Below are 17,997 nucleotides of genomic sequence, written 5' to 3' on the forward strand. Positions count from 1 at the left end.
GCCAGTCCCTAAACCCTTGGTTCTTTTGAAGGAAGTGCGATGACAGTGCCCTTGGAGAGTGTTATTCAGAAATCGGAACGCCCGAGTGGCGTTCTTTTGGCATTGTTATTGCTCCTTTTACTGGGAGCTTCCGGGTGTGAGCCGACTTCGGGCGCTCCCCCCGGAGCAAGGCCGGGCAGTGCCATCCCGGGTCGCCCCGGTACTTCGGGAAGTGTAAATCCATCGGTACCGTCATCGGGCTTACCCCGTGGGAACGCTCCGGCCCGTTCCAGCTTAAAGCCGGGAGGCGCCCAAACCACACCTGTGGAAACCGCCGCCAGTCTGGTGCCCACAAAACCGGATCTCGCAAATCCGCTGGATTCAGGAAAAAATAGCCCCAACGCAGTCCTGACTCCCAGCGCTTCGGGGGTCAATTCCCTGGGGCCCGCCGCTCGGGTGGAACAGGCGGGTAATACGGTTGAGCTGGCCTCAGCCATCATCGCTGCCAAAGCCAATCCTTTTCTGGATTGGCTGCCAAAGCCTTTGTTGACTTCGGATTTATCGGGTGATACTTCGTCTGCCACTGCCGCCACCGCAACTCCCACCGATCCCTTTGACGGGGTAACGCTACTGGGCGTTATGTCCCATGGGAAAAAGGCTATGGCCCTGATTGGTGTTGGGGATGGTCGGAATCAGTTCGCGGAGCAAGGCAGTGTAATTACTTTGGGGGCCGGTATGGCCAAGGTGACCGCCATCCGCTCCGACAGCGTGGATTTTCAGCTTCTGGGCAAAGAGCCTCAAATCAGGACACTCACCTTGCCCGATATTATTGGCTACAGCCCATCCGCCAGTTCGGGAGGCAATATTGGGGGAGAGGCTTCGGAGGCGCAATTACCCAGCGGTCTGAGTGTGCCCGGTGCTACCGCCGATAATAAAAGCGGTTCGGCGCTGGAAAACCTGAAACAGTTATTCGAGCAGTCATCAGGCGGAAAAGTCTCTTCGTCGCCTGCTGCGGGCGCTCAATTGAATTTACAGGAACGTTAAAGGGAAGTAGCGATGTTAAAGCCTTGGCATAAACCATTTCTCAAACCTGATTATTTCTCAGGCTCGGGCTTGCAGCTGTTTAAAAAGGCTTTTAATGTGGTGCTTGCCATGAGTCTTTTTCTTCCTCAATTGCAATGGGTAACTTTGGCTCAGACGCTTGGGACAACGACTCCGGGCTCGGTACAAGGGCAAGTTTCCATCTCCCGCGAGGTGGCCATCTCATCGTCCAGAGAAAAAGTAAGCATGAACCTGCGAGATGCCAATATCCGGGATTTGCTGAATATGCTGGCCAAGCAAGGAAACTTTAATATTATTGTGGATGAGTCCGTGGAAGGGACGTTAACGGTTGATATCAAAGACATCCCGATTAATAAGGCTCTGGAATATATTTTCACGCTGGGGCAGCTATCCTACACGAAGGATGGCAATACGGTCATTGTGGCATCCGAAGAAACCGCCCTGAATCGTAATTTAACGGCAAAAACGTTTAAGGCCATTCCGGTTCTGTATAAAAACGCCGCTATCATCGCCGGGCAATTAAATAACACGATTCTGAGAGTCCAGCGTCCCAGCGGGAACAGGGCGGCGCTGCTTTCTGCCGATTTAGACACCAACTCCCTTCTGGTGCTGGGCACGGATTCTGATATTCGCCTGATAGGGGATGCCTTGAAGGAGTTGGACGTTCCTCGTAACCGGAAAGTCTATCATATCAGACATAACACACCGGCTCATGTGGCTCAGGTGCTGGCGGCCAACTTTTTTGCCACGAATAATATGGCGACCAATGGCGGCGGTATGGCAGGTGGCGCAGCGGGCGGCGCAGCGGGTGGCATGGCAGGCGGTATGGCAGGTGGCGCAGCGGGTGGCATGGCAGGTGGCGCAGCGGGCGGTATGGCAGGCGGCGCAGCGGGTGGTATGGCAGGCGGCGCGGCAGGTGGTATGGCAGGCGGCGCAGCGGGTGGTATGGCAGGCGGTATGGCAGGTGGCGCAGCGGGCGGTATGGCAGGTGGCGCAGCGGGCGGTATGGCAGGCGGCGCAGCGGGTGGTATGGCAGGTGGCGCAGCGGGTGGTATGGCAGGTGGCGCAGCGGGCGGTATGGCAGGCGGCGCAGCGGGTGGTATGGCAGGCGGCCTCAGTACCTTTACTGTGGGTGGTGTGACCTTTATTCCTGAACCCATTTCCGCCACACTGACGGTGTTGGCCACGGATGAGCAGTTGGGGCTGATCGACTCGATCATTGAGCAGGTGGATGTGCGTCGTCCTCAGGTGGCTATTGAAATTTCTCTGGTGGAAATTCAGGATTCCAGCCTCAAAAATATGGTGCCGACCTGGGATTCTTTCAACTTTGGGCGAATCGCCCGCTTGAGCCCACTGGGCTCCGGGGGGGCCAATTTGATTCAACTGGCCAGTCCCTTTACCAAGCAAAAATTGCAATTATCCAGACCGGAAACGTTTACCAATACCGTTTCGCTGAGTTACACCAACCAGAATTTAAGGGGTAAAATCCTGGCCAACCCAACCATTGTGACCATGGACAATACTTCGGCAAGCATCAGCATTACGGATCAGGTGCCCACCATTAGTCAATCCAACACCATTGTGAATGGCTCTCAAACCATTACCAGCACCATTACCACCCAGGAGGCCGGTGTGACGGTTGAGCTGACGCCGCAAATCTTTAACGACGGATCGGTGTTGCTGAGCTTGCAGCCGGAAGTTTCGCAACCGGTGAGAACGGTGACCGCAACCAGTGGTACTGGGGCATCGGCGACCACCACCTCCACCGTATTGTTGGCCACGCGCAGTATGGACATTTCAGGTGTCAGGGTTCAGGACGGAGAAACCCTGGTGATTGGTGGCCTGTTGAGAGAAACGGCACAAACCGATATCAACCGGGTGCCCGGTTTGGATAAGCTGCCCATTGTGAGCGCCATGTTTCGGGCGACCAACAGCAACAACAAGGAAAAAACCGAATTGGTGCTGATGGTGACACCGCACATTTTAAAGGAAGAGGCGGTCAGCTACTTTACGCAACCTCGGGCGGGCACACCCAAACCCATGAGTTTGAATCATGGACGGGGTGGCTTGCAGCCAGTCTCGCTGCCCAAATTTACGGGCGCTACGCCTGACTTGAATACGCCTGGCAGCTCAAACGAGAGCCATCCGTTGCCGTCTGCCCCTGAGGGTCACTCAGGTTCGCAATCGACAACCACGCCGCCCGCTACTACTGGAGCCCAGTCTTTGCCTAAAGTGGGGCAGGTGTTGCACAATCCTAAAAAAATATTCGCCGAGCCCCCAAAAACAGAAGCGAGTGTAGAGGCCCTGAAGTCCGGTGGCAGTTCCGGCTCAAAACCGGACAAGCCTTCTTGGAAGCAGAAGGCGGCGGATCGGGTCTATGAAAAAATACCATCCGGCACGGAAGCGCCGAATAGTCTGGATGAGATTCTGAAAAACTAGCGTTCGGGAAGTGTGTTTTCCCGGATCAACTGGATGAGGACAGGGTTGGTAAATTTGTTCCGATGAGCCTTGAAGAGAAAAATCTGAATAGCCCGATACCCGTTCCGGTCAACCGTCCGGCCCGCAAGCGTATTGGCGAAATTTTGCAGGAAGCGGGTCTGATTAATGACCAGGAACTGGAGAATGCGTTAGCCGAATCCAAAAAGACCGGACAATTTATCGGTCTGGTTTTGGTTAAATCGGGCAAAATTACCATAGAGCAACTCGGGCAAGCCCTGGCAGTCCAATATGGCCTGAAATATATCAGTATTTCCAAAGTGCCTATGAACCCCGAACTGATGGCCCTGCTTCCGGATGAGTTTATCCGGGATAAGCAGGTCATTCCTCTGGCCAAGGAGCGAGGTCGCCTGGTGGTGGCCATGGTCAATCCGTCCAACCGGGAAGTGGTGGACGAGATTACTTTTATCACCGGGATGCGGCCTTTGGTGACGGTGTGTACCAGTATTGAATTTATTGAATTCTGCAATAAAAATCTGACCGAATCGGCCACCACTTTTTTGAAGCAGGAAATTTCCACCTTCTCGGGCCAGTTGCTGGAGCAGGCCCAGGAGCTGGATTTTCGGCAAAAAAATGACGCTGAGGTTTCTGACCCCACCAACCCTTTGGTCAAATTGGTCAATTCCATTATTGAAGAGGGCATTGAGCGAAATGCCAGCGATATTCACATTGAGCCGCGTCCTAAAAAATATCTGGTGCGGTTTCGGGTGGATGGCATTCTGCGGACGATTCTGGATGTGCCCCAGAATATGGAGTCCAGTTTTGTCACCCGGATTAAAGTCATGGCTAAAATGGATATTGCCGAGCATCGGCGTCCGCAGGATGGTCGTATTACCATTAAATACAAGGGAACGGATTATAACCTGCGGGTTAACACGCTGCCGGTCAGTGATAATCGGGAAAAAATCGTTATTCGTATTTTGCGGCCTTCCAAAAATATCAGCGACTTCCAGGCGCTGGGCTTTGATGATGAGGATATCCGCAAACTGGAATACCTGTACAAGTCGCCCTATGGCATTATTCTGGTCTGTGGTCCCACCGGTTCGGGGAAAACCACCACGCTTTACACAGTATTGCAGCGGATTAATGATGACATCCGAAACATTTGTACCGTGGAAGATCCGGTGGAATTGCAGATTGAAGGTTTAAACCAGTCTCAGGTTAATCCCAAGGCGGATTATACTTTTGCCAGTAGCATGCGGGCCCTGTTGCGTCAGGATCCGGATGTGATCATGGTCGGTGAGATTCGGGATTATGAAACTTTGGAGGCCGCTGTGCATGCGGCTTTAACGGGCCACCTGGTGTTCAGCACCATTCACAGTAATACCACCGCCGCTACCATTACCCGCATGATTGAAATGGGAGCGGCCTCCAACCTGATTGGTTCCGCTCTGGTCGGGGTATTGGCCCAACGTCTGGTACGCAATATCTGCTCGTATTGCAAGGTGCCTTATGAGGCCAGTGAGGCGGAGAAGGTGTTGCTTTTCCCTCATTCCGAGGCAAAGCGCATGGATAAACTGATCCTGTACAAGGGCAAGGGGTGTGAGCTATGTATGAATTCCGGGTACTCTGGCCGGAGTGCTGTCTATGAAATTCTACTGGTGGATCGGGAAATTCGACAGTTAATCAACGACAGTCACTCGGATCTGGAAATTGAAGACGCGGCGATTGCCGCTGGCATGAAGAATTTAGGGATGAGTGGTCGGGCCAAGGTTTTAAATGGAACCACCACCGTTGAGGAAGTCACCCGTGTCCTGGGTGTCAATCTGGGGGGGCAGTAAGTCATGGCGTCTTTTCAGTATGAGGCAATGAAGATCAGCGATCGCAGCCGCGCGAACGGGGTCATTTCAGCGGCCAGCGAGAAAGAGGCGCGAGAGTTATTACGGGAACAGAATTTAATTCCCACTAAAATTTCCATTATTTCCAGCGAGGGTCGGGGAAGCGGCAATAAAAAAAATTCTCTGGCAGAGTTTGTCCAGAATATTTTTGGCGTCAGCGCCAAGGACAAGATTGCTTTTACCCGAAACATGGGCATGATGGTGCGTGCCGGGATTCCGGTGACCGAAGCGCTGATGTATTACGAGAACTTTGCCGCCAACCCCAAGTTCCGCAGAATGGTGGGCCGGGTGCGTCAGGATATTTTGGCGGGCTACACCTTAAGTCAGGCATTGGCCAAGCATAAAAAGGTGTTTGACGAGGTTTATGTCAGCGTGACCAAAGCCGGGGAGCGCAGCGGGGAGCTGGATCAGACCATGACCCGGTTAACCGAGATGTTGACCAAGGCGGAACAACTCAAAATGAAAATCATCTCCGCCTCCATCTACCCCATTATTGTGGTGGTCATTTTGTCTCTGGTTTTATTGGTAATGTTCTTGCTGGTATTGCCCACCTTTGCCGATATTTACAAGCAAATGAACATTCCCTTGCCCATGATTACCCAGATTATGATGGGGATTAGCTTTGCCTTGAGGAGTTACTGGTTTGTTTCGTTTCCGTTGCTGGGCAGTATTTTGTTCGGGATTTACAAATTTTTGGTCAGCCCGGTGGGGAAGGAACTGGTGGATCGCCTGGTACTCAAGGTTCCCGTGTTGGGAGATTTGGTCAAGCATATCCAAAGCTCTCACTTTGTCTCCACCCTGTTTATTGCCTTTGGGGCTGGCTTACCCATTACCGACGCCCTGGCCCTCTCCACCGAAACCTTGACCCATACCCAGATTAAATCGGCGTTTCGGCAGGTGAATTTTCAGATCCAAAGCGGTCAGCGCTTGGCCCTGGCCCTGGCCAATACCGGTTATGTGCCCGATATTGTCATGCTGATGATCTCCACGGGTGAAGAGTCCGGGGATCTGGAAAAAATGCTGGAGGCCTCCTACGATTATCTGGAAGAGGAAGTGAACCACCGGGTGGGTATTTTAACCACCATGATGGAACCGGCCATGTTACTGGTGATTGGCGCCGTGGTGGGCTTTGTGGCTCTCTCCATTTATTTGCCGTTGTTCAGTATTTACGATGGTTTGGGTTAAAGCACAGGCTAAATCCGTAAAAATTTAAGGTCAGTATCCCCTCACAACACGCTTGTAAAAACTGCGTGCAGCTCAGACAAGCCGTGGCCTTGCTTTTGCGAGGTTGTCTCTTAGCATCAGTATTGAACTCGCTATTGAACTCGCTGTACTCAAACCGTTACAAGCTTGTTGTGAGGGGGTACTGACCAAATTTAAAAGCCCTCTGAGCAGTCAGAAGGCTTTTAATCTGGAATCAGTCCTGATTAGGAATCGATCCTATTCAATATATTCTTTCAGGCGACGGCTGCGGTTGGGGTGACGCAACTTGCGCAGGGCCTTGGCTTCAATCTGCCGGATGCGCTCCCGGGTTACCCCGAACAGCTGACCCACCTCTTCCAGGGTGCGTTGACGGCCATCATCCAGACCAAAGCGCAGACGCAACACATCCCGCTCCCGAGGGGACAGACTGCTGAGGACTTCGGTGAGATCTTCCCGCAGGAGTTCGTGGGCCACGGTGGTGGCTGGGGCTTTGGCTTCCCGGTCTTCAATGAAATCGCCCAAACGGGAGTCTTCTTCCTTCCCGATAGGGGTTTCCAGCGACAGGGGCTCCTGAGCCACTTTGATGATGTCGCGCAGCTTGGGCACGGTGATCATCATGGCGGCGGCTAGCTCTTCTTCCGTGGGTTTGCGGCTGAGTTCCTGGGCCAGCTTGCGGGTGATCTTTTTTAGTTTGTTGATGGTTTCCACCATGTGGACCGGGATACGGATGGTGCGGGCCTGATCGGCGATGGCTCGGGTGATGGCCTGACGGATCCACCAGGTGGCATAAGTAGAGAATTTGTAACCCCGTTCGTGATCGAACTTTTCAGCGGCCCGAATCAAGCCCAGGTTCCCTTCCTGAATGAGATCCAGGAACAACATGCCACGGCCTACATATTTTTTAGCGATACTGACCACCAAACGCAGGTTAGCTTGCACCAGCTTTTGTTTGGCCCGGGCGCCGGACTCGCCGCCAGCCACGATTTGACGGGCCAGCTCAATTTCTTCGTCACCGGTCAACAGTGGAATACGGCCAATTTCCCGTAAGTACATACGCACCGGGTCATCCAGGGTCAGGCCCCGGGTTTCCACGTTATACGTTACTTCTTCCTGCTCGTCATCGTTGGTCAGCAGGGCCACACTGCTGCTACTGGCCGCATCGTTAAAAAGAGAACCAATCTGATCGGAATCCCCATCATCAACGGACAAGATTTCATCGACGCCGCTGCGCTCATCACGTCCGCGTTCGCTCTTGTTGATCATGGCCAACAAGGAGTCTTCGCTTTTTTTTGAGGATCTACGTTTGGTCATGGTTGGTATCCATCCCTTATTGCGTTGATAATACAGTTGATGTTGGTGCTGACTACGGTGAGGTGCCTAGCCGGGTGTTTGATTCCCCGGAGGCCCTGTATTGGCCAGCAGCCGGTCCTGAAACTGGTAGGTGAGCTCCACCTGGTTGCCGTCGTTGCGTAAAGCGTCTGCTTTCAGGGCTTGAAGATGCCTGAGTCGTTGACAGTTAGCAAGCAAGGCGAGCTGTTCTTGCGCCAGATTCGTCACTTTGTCCTTAAATAATGAACCCTTGATGTCACCCAAGCCGAGAGACTCGCAAAAAGACTCTGCCGTAAAGGTCAGTTCGGCGAATGTATGAATCACGTCCGGTTTGTCAAAATATAAGTGATTCATTCTGTCGATCAAAGTTCCCACGAATCCATTATCCGATGGATCAGTCTTTGTTTCAAACTGGGCGATATCCAGGTTTTGCAAGCCGGTCAAAATCTCCTGATGAACGGGGTCATCAAAAGTCAAAGCCGCTTGCGCATGGAGGAGACGCATCATGGTGGAGAAACTTTCAGTCGAGTAAAGGGCAAGTTTGAGCAGGTTTTTTTCCACGGCGACTTGCCGGGAGGACAGTTGGGCACGAAGGACGGTGACGTTTTCGGTGGGAGCAACCTCGCTTCTCCTGAATGAAGTCGAACCCCCTTTGGAAATTGCTTTTTTTCGATCGGATTTTTGAAAACCCGCAAAGTTTCGGTTGGCCTGCGGATTTCGGGCCGACTCGTAGCGTTTTACTTCCAGGGCCAGGGACTCTTCATCCAGCCCGATTTGCTCGGCAAACAGCTTCAGGTATTCCGCCCGCATGGTGGGTCGCTGAATGGCTGCCAAAAGCGGGGTCAGGCGATTGGCGGCCTGAATGCGCCCTTCCGGGCTGTGGCAATCGATGCCCCGAATGGCCATGCCCAGCTTGAAGGTTAAAAAATGCTGGGCCTCCTCAATCAGGGCCCGGAAGCCATCCCCGCCGTGCTGCCGGATAAAGTCATCCGGGTCCTTGCCGTCGGGGACAATCAGCACCTTGATTTGTAAATCCCCGCTTTCGGCGTAGGGTTCAATGAGCTGAATGGCGCTTAGCGCGGCTTTCAGGCCCGCCTCATCCGAGTCGAAGGCCAGATAAACCGTTTGGGCCCCGAAACGGGTCAATAATTTAAGATGGCTATCGGTCATGGCCGTACCACAGGAACCCACCGCTTCCGTGATGCCGTGCAGGTGGGCGGTAATCACATCGAAGTAGCCTTCCATGATGATGGCTGTTCGATTTTGCCGGATGCTATCTTTGGCCTGATGGAAGCCGTAGAGGATCTGGCTTTTTTTGTATAGCAGCGTTTCGGGGGAGTTCAGATACTTGGGCTTGTCCTCATCGCTGAGGGCTCGGCCCCCAAAGGCCACCACCTGCCCTTTTTCATCGTGAATGGGGATGATGAGGCGATGGCGGAACCGGTCGTACTGGCCTTGTCCGTGATCACGGGTACTGGCCAGACCGGCGGTATTCAACAGATCCGGGTTGGCTTGCGCGAAATCAAACTGGCTTTTGAGGTAAGGGGTCAGGTTTTCCCAACCCGGCAGGGCATAGCCCAGATGAAACGTCTGAATGGCTTGCTGACACTGTTGGCTGTCCGTATAGCGCTTGCTCAGGTACTGGCGTACCTCCTGGGCGGCAGCGGTTTGCAGTTGCAGGGCAAACCACTGACTGGCCGATTCGTTCAGGGCCAGAATTTTTTGCCGGGCGTCCCGCTGGATTTGCACGGTTTCGGCCTGCTGGCCTTCGTACTGAATGTCAATGCCCTGCTCCTGGGCCAAATCCCGGATGAGTTCCCCGAAGGTCTTGTTTTCAATTTTCATTAAAAAGGTGAGGGAGTCGCCGCCCACCCCGCAGGCAAAGCACTTAAAAATGCCTTTTTCCCGGCTGACGTTCATGGAGGGGCTTTTGTCGTTGTGAAAGGGGCATTTCCCGGTGTAGCTGCGGCCGGTTTTTTTCAGCACCACGTGGCGTTGGATGACATCCACAATGTCCAGCCCGCCCTTGACCCGCTCGGCGGCTTCCGCAAAGGAAAGGCGGCTCATTGGGTCAATTCCCCGGAAAACATATTGACGCTAAAGGCCCGGTAGGCTTGCGGGAGCAGGTAGTTTTTGTAGGCCTCAATGGCGAACCGGTCGGTCATGCCGGAGATGTAATCCAGAATGCGCCGCTCCAGGGGATCGCTGACCGGCAGGTTGGGGCTGAGGGTTTCCGGGCGCTTGCTGTAAAACTCGTACAGGGCCAATAACATGCGGCGCACGTTCTCGGTTTGTTCCATGCGTTGGGGGGCCAGATAAATGTTGTCGAACATCCACTGGCGCAGGGCCATCATGGCTTCCCAGGTTTCAGTGGACAGGGCGATGGTGGGCTTGCCTTCGTTTAAATTGTGGGCGCTGGTGCTGACCATATCAGTCACCATGCAGTCCAGTCGTTCCAGCCGATTGGCCCCTAACGCAGCCCGAATGTCATTCGGGAGATCGCTGTCCTGCATAATGCCCGCCCGACGGGCATCCTCCACATCGTGGTGCAGATAGGCCATGCGGTCGGCGATGTCTACAATCTGGGCTTCCAGTGTCAGGAAAGAGGGCTTTTCGGCGGTCAGTCCTTCCATGCCATCCAGCACCTCCCGGGTCAGGTTCAGGGGTTCCAGCAGGGTAACGATGCGTAAGCCTTGTTCCTGATGATGATAGCCCAGTGGAGACAGCTCGTTGAGAACGTGTTCGCCGGTGTGCCCAAAGGGCGGATGGCCCAGATCATGGGCGAGGGCAATACTTTCGGTTAAATCTTCGTTCAGACGTAAAGCTCGGGCGATGGTGCGGGAAACCTGGGCCACTTCCAGCGTGTGGGTCAGGCGGGTGCGGTAATGATCGCCCATGGGGGCAATGAACATTTGCGTTTTGTGCTTGAGCCGTCGGAAGGCTTTGGAGTGCAGGATGCGATCCCGATCTCGCTGGAAGTCCGTACGGATTTGGCAGGCGTTTTCAGTTTTTAATCGTCCCAGGGTGGCCGCGCTACGGGCCGCCAGCGGATGAAGCCACTGGGCTTCCAGCGCTTCCGTGGATTCCCGAATCTCCAAAACACCCGTTGTCACGATGTCTCCGTACCTGTTCCTTCCTGCCTGAATCGATGGTGAGGTCTGCCGCCTGTTGTTGTGTGGGCGGTCAGGCCCGGGCGCAATGCCATTCACTCGGCTGGAAATGGTGATTACTTCAGGACCAAGGATGGCAAGGATGGGTTGATGAGACGGGCCATTGACAGGATCGTTTCATCAATCATTAAGATGAATAGACTAGCACAGAAGGGGCGCTATCTTCCACATTTGTGAAGGGAGGCTACGGGCTCAGCTATTTTCGCTTTCGCTCCGGTTTTGCTCAGGCGTGGGGGGTGTTAGACTGGTGCCTGTATCGGCTTCAGTCACGGTTTGTTTTAGAGGAAAGGGTTGTGCGGAAGATGGCGAGCAGTCTGGAAGCCTTGCGGGGTGGGGTGGTGGTCTCGGTGCAGGCCGCTCAGGGGGAGCCGCTGGATCGCCCCGAGATCTTGTGCGCTCTGGCCGAATCCGCTTTACGTGGCGGCGCCTGCGCCGTGCGGATGGCCCAGCCGGATAATATGCGCTATTTCAAACGTCAGCATCCACAAGTGCCGGTCATTGGGATTACCAAGCCACATCAAATTCCTGAAAATGCGCACGAAATGGTGTATATCACCCCGGGATTGGTCGATGTGCAGAGTATTGCTGGCTGCTGCGATATTGTGGCCCTGGATGCCACCCGGCGGCCTCGACCCTCTGGGGAAACCCTGGCCGAGATTGTCGCTCAGGCCCGTGCCGCTTACCCGGATTTGTTGCTGATGGCCGATGTGGCAACGCTGGAAGAGGGCTTGAACGCGCAGGCACTGGGCTTTGATGTGATCGGTACCACTTTGTCCGGCTATACCACCGGCACGTTGGCCCGCAAGGATCAGGGTCCGGATTTTGAGTTGCTCCAACGTTTGCTGGCCGCCGTGGAGATTCCGGTGATTATGGAAGGCCGTTTGTGGGAGCCTGCTGAAGTGGCCAAGGCCTTTTCGTTGGGTGCTTTTGCCGTGGTCATAGGCTCGGCGGTGACCCGCCCGCATGAGATTACCCGGCGTTTCGTGGAGGCCGCAGCATCGGGGTTGTCATAACCCACAGCCGCCGGATTCAAAATTGACCGCTGCCATTATTTGCATCTGGACTGCCCCTGCCCTACAATAAATCGCTATTCATTCATGCTTTCTTTTAAAGTGTGGTTGTGAATCACTCAATGACACCCAAAGACACATGTTGCCGGGATTTAGCAAGGTCTAAGTCCGTATAATCAAGGAGTCACCCAGGCATGTCCACTTCTCGCTACCTATTTACCTCCGAGTCCGTGACCGAAGGGCATCCCGATAAAATTTGCGATCAGATCTCCGATTCCATTCTGGACGCTTTTTTAACCCAGGACCCCAAGGCCCGTGTTGCCGCTGAAACGTCGGTCACTACGGGTTTGGTGCTGGTCAGCGGGGAGATTACGGCGAATTGTTATGTGGATATCGCTTCCGTGGTGCGTAAAACCGTTCAGGATATTGGCTACGTGGGCGAATCCTCCGGTGGCTTTGATGGCAAGACCTGCGCCGTGTTGCTGAGCATTGATGAGCAGTCTGTAGATATCGCTGGTGGTGTGGATCAGGCTCACGAAGTGCGGGGTAAGCTCTCCGATGATGAGATTGACAAGATTGGTGCCGGTGATCAGGGCATTATGTTTGGCTTTGCCTGCAACGAAACCAAGGAGTTGATGCCGCTGCCCATTCAGGTGGCTCACGCTCTGGCCCGTCAGTTGACTACCGTGCGTAAAAACGGGACTTTGCCCTACCTGCGCCCCGATGGCAAATCTCAGGTGACGGTGGAGTACGTCAACGACAAACCGCATCGCATTGATACCGTGGTCATTAGCACCCAGCACGACCCGGCCATTGACGGGGAAGCCGATAACGCCAAAATTCAGCAGCGTATTGACGCCGACTTGCGCAAATTCGTGATTGATGAAGTGTTCAAACACTTTGATGTGAAGCCGGACGCCCAGACCAAGTACTTCATCAACCCAAGTGGCCGCTTTGTCATTGGGGGCCCTCAGGGCGATGCGGGCCTGACGGGTCGTAAGATCATTGTGGATACCTACGGCGGCTACGCCCGTCACGGTGGTGGCGCTTTCTCCGGTAAAGATCCCACCAAAGTGGATCGCTCCGCTGCATACGCCGCTCGCTACGTGGCCAAAAATATGGTGGCCGCTGGTTTGGCTGAAAAATGCGAAATCCAGATTGGCTACGCCATTGGGGTGGCCCGTCCCATGTCCATTAACGTGAACACCTGGGGCACCGGTAAGCTGAGCGACAGCGAGCTGGCCGCGCTGGTGGAGCAACACTTCGATCTACGCCCGGCTGCCATCATCCAGAACTTTGATCTGCAAGGGTTGCCCGCCAAGCACGATGGCCGCTTCTACCACAACGTGGCTGCCTACGGGCACCTGGGCCGTCCGGATCTGGATTTGCCCTGGGAGCGTCTGGACAAAGTGGATGCCCTGCGTCAGGCTACCGCTTCCCGGTTGTCTGAAAAGCCTGTGGCTGCTGCTGTTTAGGCTTTTTATTCCGGCATTCCGCCATTTGGCGGTGTTTTAATTGTAAAAAACACTCAATCCTGCAGTCCTTGCGGATTGAGTGTTTTTAATTTTGCTCATATACTTTGATCTAGAGAGAGCGATACAATAAAGATGCGTGATGTGTTAGCATTGTAATATTGCTTGCGGCGCATTGTTGATTGGTTACTCGTTTATAATTCAGGCGTTTTCACTGTCCAACTCAACTGAATCAGCCTTTCCCCGTTTTGAGGTGTTAAAACAGTCAATGCACATACTGGTTAGCGGCGTCAGACATCGTACAGCCCCTATTGAGGTGCGGGAAAAGTTTGCCTTGCTGGAGGGCGAGGTCTCTGCCGCGTTGAAAGTGCTGAGGGCCTGTGCCGGGATTGAGGAATGCGCCATTCTGACCACCTGCAACCGTACCGAAATTTACGCGGTGGTGCGGGATACGGAGTTGGGCTTGCAGTCTGTGCAGCAGTTTTACAAGATTTTCAAGGGACTGGATATCGTTCCTTATCGTCAGTACACTTTTAACTTGCTCCATGAAGACGCCGTGTCTCACCTGTTCCGGGTGGCGTCCGGGCTGGATAGCCTGATTATCGGCGAAGGACAGATTATGGGGCAGATCAAGGAAACCCTGGCTCTGGCCCAGCGGGAAAAAACAGTGGGCCTGTTGTTGGACAAGCTCTTTAAAGCCGCTCTCAGTGTGGGTAAGCGGGTGCGCACGGAGACGGGTCTGTCTGACAAGGATGTCAGCGTCTCTCTGGCCGCCTTTCACTTTGCCAAGCAGCAGGACGCCCAGCTGATGGATCGTCGCATCGCTCTAATCGGCGGCGGCAAGATGGCTGAAATTGTTATGTCTCTGTTCAAACAGGGCATGAGTCCTGAGCAGCAGGCCAATGTGGTGGTTCTCAATCGCAGTCAGGCCCGCCTGGATGAGCTGTGTGAGCGCTATGGTTACCGGGGGTACACCTGGGATCAGCTTGACACGGTTCTGGAACACGCGGAAGTGTTGTTTGTGGCTACCGGCGCCCCCCATGTGGTTTTGGGGAAAGCGGACTTTGAAGGTCGTGGCTCCAAATTGGTTATCGATATTGCGGTGCCCCGGAACGTCGATGCCCGAGTGGCTGAACTGAGTGATATTCAGCTGTTTAACACGGATGATTTAGCGGGTGTGAACGGGTTTTCTGGCGAGGCTCAGCGCCAAATCAAGCAGCAGGCTCAGTCCATTTTGGAAGAAGAGTGTATTGCCTTCCAGCAGTGGCGCATGTCGCTATCGGTGGTGCCCACCCTCACCCGCCTGCGGGAGAAGGTGGAGAGCATTCGTCAGGCCGAATTGGCGGCTAATCCTGCTTTGGGCAAGCAGTATGAACTGATTGACGTGGTGTCCAAGAACCTCATTCGCAAGATTCTGCACGATCCCACCGTGCGGCTGAAGAGTTCTCGCAATCTGGCGGAAATCTACCAGCAGGCCTCGGTGTTGAGTCACCTCTTTGATATTGATTTGAGTACCGATGTCGATAACGCCACGGCGGAGCCCGCGCCTTTGTGGGACAATACGGCATCGGCCTAAAGGGTTTAACGGATGATGACTGAACAATTGGTGCGGCTGGGCAGCCGGGAGAGTTCTTTGGCTCTGGCGCAAACCCATCAGGTGGCCGAGGCCCTGCGTCAGCAGTGGCCAGCGCTGCAAGTGGAAATTCACACCTTCAAGACCCAGGGGGATATCATCCTGGATACCGCTTTGTCCAAGGCGGGAGACAAGGGTCTGTTTGTCAAGGAGCTGGAAGTAGCCTTGCTAGAGCGGCAGATTGACGTGGCCGTGCATAGCATGAAGGATATGCCGGGAGCGTTTCCCGATGGTTTGGCTTTGGTTTCCTTTGGGGAGCGGGAAGACGCCCGGGATGTTTTAGTGAGCAAAAATTCGGTGCCCTTTGAGGCGCTGCCTGCCGGGGCCGTGGTGGGGACTTCGTCCCTGCGGCGAGAAGCCCAACTGCGTCGGCTGCGGCCTGATTTGACCTATCAGGTGATTCGAGGGAACCTGCAAACCCGTTACCGCAAGCTGGAAGAAGGCCCTTATGAGGCCATTGTGTTGGCGGCCGCCGGAATTCGGCGACTGGGCTGGCAGGATCGCATTACTCAAGCCTTTGATGCTTGGGAACAGAGCATTCCCGCAGTGGCTCAAGGCATTCTGGGGTTGGAGTTCCGGGTAGAGGATGGTCGGATTCGCAACCTGATTCAGCCTTTGCTACGTCCTGCCGTGGAAGTGGCCCGACTGGCCGAGCGCGCTGTGTTAACCACCTTGGCGGGGGGCTGCCAATTGCCGCTCGGTGCCTACTGTCGCCCCTGTGAGTATGGGTATGAGATGAAGGGCGTGGTCTTATCGGTGGATGGCACCGAAGCTGTTTACGCTTACACGACATTTGAAGCGCCGGATGCGGTGGCTGCCGGGCAACGTCTGGCTCAAGATCTATTACAACAAGGCGGCAAAGCCATTTTGGATGTCATTCGGCCCGCCTGAGCAAAGCCAGCCTGCTGTCTCACTCAGACTCTCCAGGCCCTGAGCCGGTGTGCAGTTGGCGGCCGAGTGCTTAATTCTCCAGAATGAAGGTCACCGGGCCATCGTTGATCAGTGAGACTTGCATATCAGCGCCAAAGACCCCGGTTTCTATGATTAAATCGCTGGTTTCGCGCAGCTTTTCCACCAGTTGCAAGTACAGTTGCTCGGCCTCCTGAGGGGCTTTGGCGTTGTCAAAACCGGGACGATTGCCCTTGCGGCAGTCGCCGGCCAGGGTGAATTGGGACACCACCAGAATGCCGCCCTGAATGTCCTGCACCGAGCGATTCATTTTGCCTTGTTCATCGGGAAAAATGCGCAGCTTGAGCAGTTTGCCCACGTGGTAATCCAGCTGGCGGGCGTCATCGTCTTTTTCCACGCCAAACAGCACCAGCAACCCGCGATCGATCTGGCCCACGGTGCTTTGATCGACTGTTACGCTGGCTCGGGAGACCCGTTGAATCACACATTTCACGGTAAAACAGCGTCCTGCGGTCTAGGCTGGTTCCGGGGCGGCAATGCCGGTGGAACCAAAGCCACCCTGACGTCCCTCCACCAGCACCACGTCCTCGGCTTCAGTCCACCGTACCTGGGTGACCGGGGCAATGACCAACTGGGCGATGCGATCGCCGGGCTGGATGGTGAACGCCTCACTGGATAGGTTGATGAGGGCCACTTTGACTTCGTGCCGGTAGTCGCTATCAATGGTTCCCACGCCGTTGGCCAGACAAATGCCGTGCTTGATGGCCAGCCCGCTGCGGGCCCGTACCTGGCACTCGTAGCCTTCCGGCAGCATCATGATAAAGCCCGTGGGCACCAGGGTCCGTTCCAGTGGTTGCAGTGTCAAGGGTACCCCAATGGCGGCCTGCACGTCCATGCCAGCGGAACCCGGCGTGGCGTAGGCGGGCAAATGCTTGGGGGCGTGGGCCAGCCGATGAATGGCCACCTGAATGGGTTGGGGGATGGTTTGCATGGCGCGCGACTCCTAGGCGGTGACAGGGCTGGCGTGCTGGATGATGGCGAAGAAGCTGTCCGCCTCCAGGCTGGCCCCACCCACCAATCCGCCATCAATGTCGCTTTGGCTCATCAGGGCTTGGGTGTTATCGGCCTTTACGCTGCCGCCGTAGAGAATGCGGGTTTGATCCGCCGGGCCGTATTCGCTCACAAAGTGCCGAATCAGGGCGCAAACCCGGTTGGCTTCCGCGGCTTCGCAGACTTTACCGGTACCGATGGCCCAAACCGGCTCATAGGCAATCACGATCTTGGGCAAGTCGCTGGCTTGCAGTTGGCTGCACACGGCCCGAATCTGCTGCTCGATGACCGCATCGGTTAAGCCGTTTTCCCGCTCTTGCAGCTCTTCTCCTACACAAACAATGGGGGTCAGACCGTACTTGAGGGCGGCCAAGGTCTTGGCGGTGACGGTTTCATCGGTTTCGTTGAAATATTGACGGCGCTCGCTGTGACCCAGAACCACCCAGCGCACGCCGATGTCGGTGAGCATCAGAGGGGAGATTTCGCCGGTGTATGCGCCGCTATCCCGGCTTTCCATGGTTTGAGCGGCCACGATAAAGGGGGCGCTCAGCGCTTCCACCTGTTGCTTTACGGTGCTGAGAGCAGTGAATGGCGGGCAGACCACAATTTCCGGCAGCTCAATCCCTTTCAGCGATTGTACTTTTTGCCAAAGGGCATCCATAAAGGCACTGGCCTCGTGCGTGGTTTTAAACATTTTCCAGTTGCCGGCAATAATGGGGCGGCGAGGGGTAGCCATCAATCTCTCTCCTGCGAAATGGGTTTCAACTCAAACGATCTGTCAAACTGTGTGCATGTAGCAAAGGGGATATAGCCAGAGGGGAGCATTTGCTCCCCTCTGTAAAGTTG

14 protein-coding genes are annotated in these 17,997 nt (G+C 54.8%); 8 read left to right on the forward strand and 6 right to left on the reverse strand.

Going from position 1 to position 17,997, the window contains the following annotated elements; genetic code table 11:
• Positions 1-39 precede the first annotated feature (39 nt).
• The 4 genes from DF283_RS01880 to DF283_RS01895 all read left to right on the forward strand — a co-directional run bounded on the left by DF283_RS01880 (position 40) and on the right by DF283_RS01895 (position 6,560).
• Positions 40-1,023 (forward strand): hypothetical protein, encoded by a 984-nt coding sequence (locus DF283_RS01880; protein ID WP_303672946.1) that lies wholly within the window; start codon positions 40-42, stop codon positions 1,021-1,023.
• A gap of 243 nt (positions 1,024-1,266) precedes the next feature.
• Positions 1,267-3,480: a hypothetical protein gene (locus DF283_RS01885; protein ID WP_303672948.1), complete on the forward strand. Its 2,214-nt coding sequence runs from the start codon at positions 1,267-1,269 to the stop codon at positions 3,478-3,480.
• Positions 3,481-3,542: 62 nt separating this feature from the next.
• On the forward strand, positions 3,543-5,318 hold the full coding sequence (locus DF283_RS01890) for a GspE/PulE family protein (protein ID WP_303672949.1): 1,776 nt from the start codon (positions 3,543-3,545) through the stop codon (positions 5,316-5,318).
• A gap of 3 nt (positions 5,319-5,321) precedes the next feature.
• Positions 5,322-6,560 carry a type II secretion system F family protein gene (locus tag DF283_RS01895; protein WP_303672951.1) on the forward strand — a complete coding sequence of 413 codons (1,239 nt, stop codon included), beginning with the start codon at positions 5,322-5,324 and terminating at the stop codon, positions 6,558-6,560.
• 255 nt (positions 6,561-6,815) lie between these two features.
• On the opposite strand, the gene rpoD is transcribed toward DF283_RS01895, so the two are convergent.
• The 3 genes from rpoD to DF283_RS01910 form a co-directional block, all read right to left on the reverse strand.
• Entirely contained in the window at positions 6,816-7,889 is a 1,074-nt protein-coding gene (gene rpoD / locus DF283_RS01900; RefSeq protein WP_303672952.1) for an RNA polymerase sigma factor RpoD, read from the reverse strand.
• A 66-nt stretch (positions 7,890-7,955) separates the two neighbouring features.
• Positions 7,956-9,974, reverse strand: coding sequence for a DNA primase (gene dnaG / locus DF283_RS01905; protein WP_303672954.1), 2,019 nt, complete (start codon positions 9,972-9,974; stop codon positions 7,956-7,958).
• A complete protein-coding gene (locus DF283_RS01910; protein ID WP_443082981.1) occupies positions 9,971-11,005 on the reverse strand; it encodes a deoxyguanosinetriphosphate triphosphohydrolase in 1,035 nt (344 codons plus the stop codon). Before DF283_RS01910 ends, dnaG begins: the two co-directional genes overlap by 4 nt.
• Before the next feature lie 374 nt (positions 11,006-11,379).
• Here DF283_RS01910 and DF283_RS01915 point away from each other — a divergent pair, with 374 nt between their 5' ends.
• The 4 genes from DF283_RS01915 (at position 11,380) to hemC (ending at position 16,083) form a co-directional block, all read left to right on the forward strand.
• Positions 11,380-12,090, forward strand: coding sequence for an N-acetylmannosamine-6-phosphate 2-epimerase (locus tag DF283_RS01915; protein WP_303673098.1), 711 nt, complete (start codon positions 11,380-11,382; stop codon positions 12,088-12,090).
• A 191-nt stretch (positions 12,091-12,281) separates the two neighbouring features.
• Positions 12,282-13,562, forward strand: a complete 1,281-nt coding sequence (gene metK, locus DF283_RS01920; protein ID WP_303672956.1) for a methionine adenosyltransferase — start codon at positions 12,282-12,284, stop codon at positions 13,560-13,562.
• Between the two features lie 265 nt (positions 13,563-13,827).
• Positions 13,828-15,135: a glutamyl-tRNA reductase gene (hemA, locus tag DF283_RS01925; RefSeq protein WP_303672958.1), complete on the forward strand. Its 1,308-nt coding sequence runs from the start codon at positions 13,828-13,830 to the stop codon at positions 15,133-15,135.
• A 12-nt stretch (positions 15,136-15,147) separates the two neighbouring features.
• On the forward strand, positions 15,148-16,083 hold the full coding sequence (gene hemC, locus DF283_RS01930) for a hydroxymethylbilane synthase (RefSeq protein WP_303672960.1): 936 nt from the start codon (positions 15,148-15,150) through the stop codon (positions 16,081-16,083).
• 70 nt (positions 16,084-16,153) lie between these two features.
• Here hemC and dtd read toward each other — a convergent pair whose 3' ends face one another.
• The 3 genes from dtd to tpiA are packed head-to-tail and all read right to left on the reverse strand — an operon-like array spanning position 16,154 to position 17,887.
• Positions 16,154-16,594, reverse strand: a complete 441-nt coding sequence (gene dtd / locus DF283_RS01935) for a D-aminoacyl-tRNA deacylase (protein ID WP_303672961.1) — start codon at positions 16,592-16,594, stop codon at positions 16,154-16,156.
• A 21-nt stretch (positions 16,595-16,615) separates the two neighbouring features.
• Positions 16,616-17,092: a dUTP diphosphatase gene (gene dut / locus DF283_RS01940; RefSeq protein ID WP_303672962.1), complete on the reverse strand. Its 477-nt coding sequence runs from the start codon at positions 17,090-17,092 to the stop codon at positions 16,616-16,618.
• Between the two features lie 12 nt (positions 17,093-17,104).
• On the reverse strand, positions 17,105-17,887 hold the full coding sequence (gene tpiA, locus DF283_RS01945) for a triose-phosphate isomerase (RefSeq protein ID WP_303672963.1): 783 nt from the start codon (positions 17,885-17,887) through the stop codon (positions 17,105-17,107).
• Positions 17,888-17,997 lie beyond the last annotated feature (110 nt).

It is taken from the genome of Vampirovibrio chlorellavorus, from assembly GCF_003149375.1.
GTDB classification, from domain to species: Bacteria; Cyanobacteriota; Vampirovibrionia; order Vampirovibrionales; family Vampirovibrionaceae; genus Vampirovibrio; species Vampirovibrio chlorellavorus_B.

Coding starts and splice junctions, on each gene's coding strand:
- DF283_RS01880 (WP_303672946.1), top strand. CDS start 40: ATGACAGTGCCCTTGGAGAGTGTTATTCAGAAATCGGAACGCCCGAGT.
- DF283_RS01885 (WP_303672948.1), top strand. CDS start 1,267: ATGAACCTGCGAGATGCCAATATCCGGGATTTGCTGAATATGCTGGCC.
- DF283_RS01890 (WP_303672949.1), top strand. CDS start 3,543: ATGAGCCTTGAAGAGAAAAATCTGAATAGCCCGATACCCGTTCCGGTC.
- DF283_RS01895 (WP_303672951.1), top strand. CDS start 5,322: ATGGCGTCTTTTCAGTATGAGGCAATGAAGATCAGCGATCGCAGCCGC.
- rpoD (WP_303672952.1), bottom strand. CDS start 7,889: ATGACCAAACGTAGATCCTCAAAAAAAAGCGAAGACTCCTTGTTGGCC.
- dnaG (WP_303672954.1), bottom strand. CDS start 9,974: ATGAGCCGCCTTTCCTTTGCGGAAGCCGCCGAGCGGGTCAAGGGCGGG.
- DF283_RS01915 (WP_303673098.1), top strand. CDS start 11,380: ATGGCGAGCAGTCTGGAAGCCTTGCGGGGTGGGGTGGTGGTCTCGGTG.
- metK (WP_303672956.1), top strand. CDS start 12,282: ATGTCCACTTCTCGCTACCTATTTACCTCCGAGTCCGTGACCGAAGGG.
- hemA (WP_303672958.1), top strand. CDS start 13,828: ATGCACATACTGGTTAGCGGCGTCAGACATCGTACAGCCCCTATTGAG.
- hemC (WP_303672960.1), top strand. CDS start 15,148: ATGATGACTGAACAATTGGTGCGGCTGGGCAGCCGGGAGAGTTCTTTG.
- dut (WP_303672962.1), bottom strand. CDS start 17,092: ATGCAAACCATCCCCCAACCCATTCAGGTGGCCATTCATCGGCTGGCC.
- tpiA (WP_303672963.1), bottom strand. CDS start 17,887: ATGGCTACCCCTCGCCGCCCCATTATTGCCGGCAACTGGAAAATGTTT.